General features: G+C 62.1%; 7 protein-coding genes. All 7 read right to left on the reverse strand.

Annotation, left to right across the window (positions count from 1 at the left end):
- Positions 1-123: 123 nt before the first annotated feature.
- On the reverse strand, positions 124-1,572 hold the full coding sequence (hydA, locus tag LCF60_RS23285) for a dihydropyrimidinase (protein WP_292294922.1): 1,449 nt from the start codon (positions 1,570-1,572) through the stop codon (positions 124-126).
- Positions 1,573-1,594: 22 nt separating this feature from the next.
- A complete protein-coding gene (locus LCF60_RS23290) occupies positions 1,595-2,530 on the reverse strand; it encodes a dihydrodipicolinate synthase family protein (protein WP_292294923.1) in 936 nt (311 codons plus the stop codon).
- On the reverse strand, positions 2,527-2,835 hold the full coding sequence (locus LCF60_RS23295; protein ID WP_292294924.1) for a hypothetical protein: 309 nt from the start codon (positions 2,833-2,835) through the stop codon (positions 2,527-2,529). The genes LCF60_RS23290 and LCF60_RS23295 overlap by 4 nt, the downstream gene beginning before the upstream one ends.
- On the reverse strand, positions 2,826-3,167 hold the full coding sequence (locus tag LCF60_RS23300) for a flavin reductase family protein (RefSeq protein WP_292294925.1): 342 nt from the start codon (positions 3,165-3,167) through the stop codon (positions 2,826-2,828). The genes LCF60_RS23295 and LCF60_RS23300 overlap by 10 nt, the downstream gene beginning before the upstream one ends.
- A complete protein-coding gene (locus tag LCF60_RS23305) occupies positions 3,164-4,093 on the reverse strand; it encodes an N-carbamoyl-D-amino-acid hydrolase (RefSeq protein ID WP_292294926.1) in 930 nt (309 codons plus the stop codon). Before LCF60_RS23305 ends, LCF60_RS23300 begins: the two co-directional genes overlap by 4 nt.
- Positions 4,094-4,112: 19 nt before the next feature.
- Entirely contained in the window at positions 4,113-4,778 is a 666-nt protein-coding gene (locus LCF60_RS23310; protein WP_292294927.1) for an amino acid ABC transporter permease, read from the reverse strand.
- A gap of 3 nt (positions 4,779-4,781) precedes the next feature.
- Positions 4,782-5,329, reverse strand: a 548-nt coding sequence (locus LCF60_RS23315; protein ID WP_292294928.1) for an ABC transporter permease subunit, incomplete at its 5' end; no start/stop codon positions are given.

Here is a 5,329-nt window from a genome sequence, read left to right on the forward strand (position 1 = left end):
CTTCGACCAGCGTCAGGCATTCGATGTCAGGACCGCCCGGCACATCGAAGGCCGCCAGCGCGTCCCTAAGCCCGTCCGTCACCGCCTGGTTCGAGTTCGGGTTGATGACAACGATGGGACCGCTCATGTCAGGATCTCTGCGCCGAAATTCGTCGCCGGATCGGTTTCGGGCAGGCGCGTTCCGGTGAGGCCCGACAGATCGCTGCGTCCCCGTTTGACAAAGGCCCCGTCACCGGGCTTGGCGATCAGTTCGCCATTCTCCACGATGCGCTTTCCGCGTGTCAGAACGGTCACTGGCCAGCCGGTGACCTCCATCCCTTCGAACGGGTTGTAATCCATCGCGTCGTGCATCTCGCCGGCAACCCGCGTCTCGGACGGATCCCAGATCGCGATGTCCGCATCGGCACCGATGGCCAGCGTGCCCTTGGTCGGGTGCATGCCGTAAAGCCGCGCCGCGTTGGTCGAGGACAGCGCCACGAACTGGTTGAGGCTGATCCGTCCCTTGACCACGCCTTCGGAGAACAGCATCGGCAGGCGCATCTCGATCCCCGGCATGCCATTGGCGAACTTGCGGAAATCCACGTCGCGCCCGTTGGCGAACTTGCCTGTATCGTCGAACCGGTAGGGTGCATGGTCGGACGACACGACGCTGAACGTACCGCCCGCGATATGCCGCCACAGGACATCCTGTGTGTGACTGTCGCGCAGGGGTGGAGAACAGATGAACTTGGCCCCTTCCTTGCCGGGCCGGTCCAGATCATCACGGGTCAGGAACAGGTATTGCGGGCAGGTTTCACCGAACACATAGGCCCCATCCGCCCGCGCCTCGGCCACCAGCTTTGCGCCCTTGGGGGTCGAGACATGCACGATCATCAGCGGCGCATTGGTCAGCTTGGACAGGCTGATCGCGCGGTTGATCGCCTCTTCCTCGGCCAGAGCGGGGCGCGCGGGCGCGTGGAATTTCGGATCGGTATGGCCGTTCTCGGCCAAGGCCGTCGCCATCCACGTCAGCATGTCATGGTTCTCGGCATGCACCATGGTCAGCCCGCCATGCCGCCGCGCGACGGTCAGGATGTCCAGAAACTGCGCATCGCTGACGCGGGTGGCATAGGTCATGAAGACCTTGAACGACGTGATGCCCCGGTCAAAAACCGCTGGCAGTTCGGCCAGCACATCGGCGTTCGGGTCGGTCAGAATCAGGTGGTAGGAATAGTCGATCACCGATTTGGGTGCTGCCCGGCCATCATAGGTGGCCAGCGTGTCGGCCACGCTCTGTCCCATCTTCTGCGCGGCAAAGGGCACGAAGCATGAATTGCCCCCGAACGCCGCCGAGATTGAGCCGGTCTCGTAATCATCCGCCGTCATCAGCCCCATGCCGCTTTCCTGCGCGATATGACAATGCGCCTCGATCCCACCGGGCAGGACCAGCTTGCCGGTGGCGTCAACCACGTCATCGCCGCTCAGGTCATGGCCCAGCGTAGCGATCTTGCCGTCGCGAATGCCGATATCGGCGCGAAAGGTCTCGGACGCAGTGGCCAGCGTGCCGCCCTTGATCACCAGATCATGTTTCATGCTGTCTTCCTCCCCTCCATTCTTACCCAAGATCGGCCAGCTTTCGGTCCAGACGGTCCATCAGGCGCATCAGTTCTGCGTGGTCGGCCTTGGTCATAGACGGCCCGGGTGCACGGACCTTGGGACTGGCCAGCACGCCACGACGGTGCAGGATTTCCTTGCGGATGGCGAGGCCAAGGCCAAGCTGCTGCTCATAGCGCACCATTGGCAAATAGGCGTCGAACAGGTCTTCCGCGCCGTCCACATCGCCTGCCTTGTGTCGTGCGACCACTTGCACCAGCATTTCGGGATAGGCAAAGCCGGTCATCGCGCCATCTGCGCCGCGCTGCAATTCCTGTGGCAGGAACAGCGCCGCGTTGCCCGTCAGGATCGACAGGCGCGGCGTATCGGCTGTTCCGGTCTCGTCGCGCACACGGGACAGCTTGTTCAGGCCGGGCCAGTCTTCGTGTTTGAGCATGACAATCTGGTCATGGTCGCGAGTCAGTTGAAGAATGGTCTCGACGCTGAATTGCACGCCGGTGGTCTGCGGATAATCCTGAAGACAGACAGGCACATCGGGTCCAAGCGCGGCACAGAACTGCGCGAAATAGCTTCTCAGCTTGGCTTCCGTCGCCAGACCCGGCATCGGCGCCACCATGACCCCCGCCGCACCCGCATCCATCACGCTGTGCGACAGCCGCGCCATGTTGTCGAGCCCCGCACCCGAAACGCCGACCACGACGGGCACCCGCCCCGCCACGCGGTCGAGCACATGCTGGGCAAAGCGCGACGATTCCTCGCCCGAGAGTTTCGGGGCTTCGCCCATGATGCCGAGGATCGTCATGCCCGACACGCCGCAGTCGAGGTAGAAATCCACCATCCGGTCGGTGCTGTCGAGATCGAGCGCGCCATCGTTGGCGAATGGTGTCGCGGCGATGATGAAAACGCCTTCGGATTCCCTGTCGATCTTCTGTGTCATTCCCTGTCCTCCGCATCCTTTTCCGGTCGATACGGCTCTGGAATCCCGAACCGTTCGATCTCTTCCAGCCGAGCATACCGGTCTGCGAAAAGCCGTGCGACCGGATAATCGCCGGCCCAGTCGACATACATCGTAGCGGTGTTCACCAGCCCGGCGCGCGTTGCAAGTCCGATCGCCCGGCCCAGCAGGATCGACCGTTCGGCGCTCAGAGACAGCGCCATCATGCGTTCGCATTCGATGGCGACCGGCGCATCGGCCAGCCGGGGCGGCTTTACCCGACCGGAGGGCGCCAGTTTCAGCCCCAACGCAGTCGGTTCGCTTTCGCCCGGATCAATGACGCCGTGCCCACCATGTCCCTGACCAGCGCGGGCGTTGCAAGGTTCACGACGAATTCACCGGTTGCGTCGATGTTGCGGGTGGTGTCCTTGGCGCTGCCATCGGGCTTGTGTTGCAGGCCAAGAATGATCAGCGCCGGGTCCTGCCCGAAGACGTTGAAGAACGAATAAGGCGCGGCGTTGACCACGCCTTGCGCATCCATTGTCGTCACCCAGGCCACCGGGCGCGGGATCACCAGCGCCGACAGAAGCTTGTAACGGTCCTGCGCGCTGATGCTGTCCAGATCCAGAATGTCTGTCATGCGTCGGGCAACACGACGCCGGTCTGGGTGCCGATCCGCTGGTAATGCTCGATCCGGCGGTGGCGGCCAAAGTCGAAAATCGTGGTCTTGCCAAAATTGCAGGCATCCATGTCGCAGGGATGCACGATCAACTCGTCGTCTTCACTCTTGGCCCGTGCCACGACATAGCCGTTTGGATCGACAATGATCGACCCGCCCATCAGCGGATGCCCGTCCTCGTCGCCCGCCTTGGCGACACCGACGACCCATGTGGCGTTCTGATAAGCCCCTGCAGTCATCGACAGGTCGGAATGGTAAAGCCGCTGTTCCAGCCCTTCATCGGACATCTGGCTGTTCACCGAGGGTGTGTTATAGCCGAGCAGGACCAGTTCGACACCTTGCAGGCCCATTTCGCGATAAACCTCGGGCCAGCGGCGGTCATTGCAGATGCACATCCCCATCAGCGCATCCATGTTGCGCCAGACCGGAAAGCCCAGATCGCCGGGTTCGAAATACCGTTTCTCAAGGTGCTGGAACGCCCGTTCCGTGTCGAATTCCGAATGACCGGGCAGATGCACCTTGCGGTACTTGCCGATGATGTTGGCCTCGCGGTCTGTCAGGATTGAGGTGTTAAAATGATGCCCGTCCGGGGTGCGTTCCGCATAGCCGAAACTGATCGCCATGTTCGCCGCCTTGGCCGCCTCGAACAAAGGCTTCGTGGCATCGTTGGGCATCTCGGCTTCGAACCATTGATCAACTTCGGCTTGGTCCTCCATGTACCAGCGCGGAAAGAACGTGGTCAGCGCAAGTTCGGGATAGACCAGCAGATCGCACCCTGCCCCCTTGGCCTGATGCAGCAAGGCGATCATCCGCTCCACCACCGCCGCGCGCGGTTCGGCTTTCTGGATCGCGCCAAGCTGCGCGCCTCCGATCACGATTTCCCGCATAGTGTCTCTCCCTCGTTAATCATGCGTTCAAACTTTTTCCAAAACGGCTGACCACCCGCACCAGCGGCCAAAGCAGCACAAGATAGACGAGTGCCGCCAGTACGATGGGCGAGGCGTTATAGGTGATGGAGCGCGCCATATCGGCTGCGTGAAGCATTTCGCCCAACGACACGACAGAGGCCAGCGAGGTAAGCTTCACCACTTCGATCGTGTTGGACAAGAGGTCAGGCAAGACGTTGCGCACCGCTTGGGGCAGCACGACATAGCCCAGCGTCTGCGGCGCGCTAAGGCCGGTGGACCGCGCGGCTTCGCTTTGGCCATAGCCAACGGACTGGATGCCAGCCCTGAAAATCTCGCCGTAATAGGCCGAGTTGTTAAGAAAGAACGCGATCACGACTGCCATGAAAGGCGACAGTTGCAGCCCGGCAAAGGGTAGCCCGGCATAGACGAAGATCAGCAACACCAGTGGCGGAATGGCGCGGAAGAAATCCACCAGCGCGATCACCGGCCACCGGATCCAGCGCGATCTCGCAGCCGATCCCAGCGCCGCCAGCAACCCGCCCACCAATCCCATCGGGATCACGGCAAGGCAGATGAGCAAGGTCATGCCCAGCCCTTGCAGGATCATCGGCCAGGCCGCGACCATGATCTCGACATTGAAGAACTGTTCGATCAACTGGTCCATGCCTTACGCCTTTCGCCAGGAAAAGCGGCTTTCCAGCCAGCGGGCAAGGATCACCAGCGGCAGGAACAGCAGCACATAGGCAATCGCCGCCAGCATCAGCGGCGACGCGTTGCCGGAAAAGCTTTGCGCCGTGGTCGCCTGGTTGAGGATGTCCGGCACGCCGATCACCGTGCCAAGCGCCGTCATCTTGGTGATCGCGATGGCGCGGTTGGTCATCGGCGGGATCGCAACGCGCAACGCCTGTGGCATCACCACCCAGACCAGCGTTCCGGTAAAGCCGATCCCGGTCGAGCGCGCCGCCTCCCATTGGCCGCGATCCACCGAGGTGATCCCGGCCCAGATGATCTCTTCGGCAAAAGCGGCGAGCGTGAGGGTCAGCACCAGGAACAGCACGACGAAGCTGGACAGGAACAGCCCCGCATTGGGCAGGCCGAAAAAGGCGATCAGGATCAGCACAAGCGGCGGAATGGCGCGGAAGACGTCGGCAAAGATCACGATCAGCAGCGACAAAATCCGAATGCGATACGCCCGCAGCATTGCCAGCGCAGTGC

Source organism: Marivita sp., from assembly GCF_020055635.1.
In the GTDB taxonomy this organism is placed as follows: Bacteria; Pseudomonadota; Alphaproteobacteria; order Rhodobacterales; family Rhodobacteraceae; genus Marivita.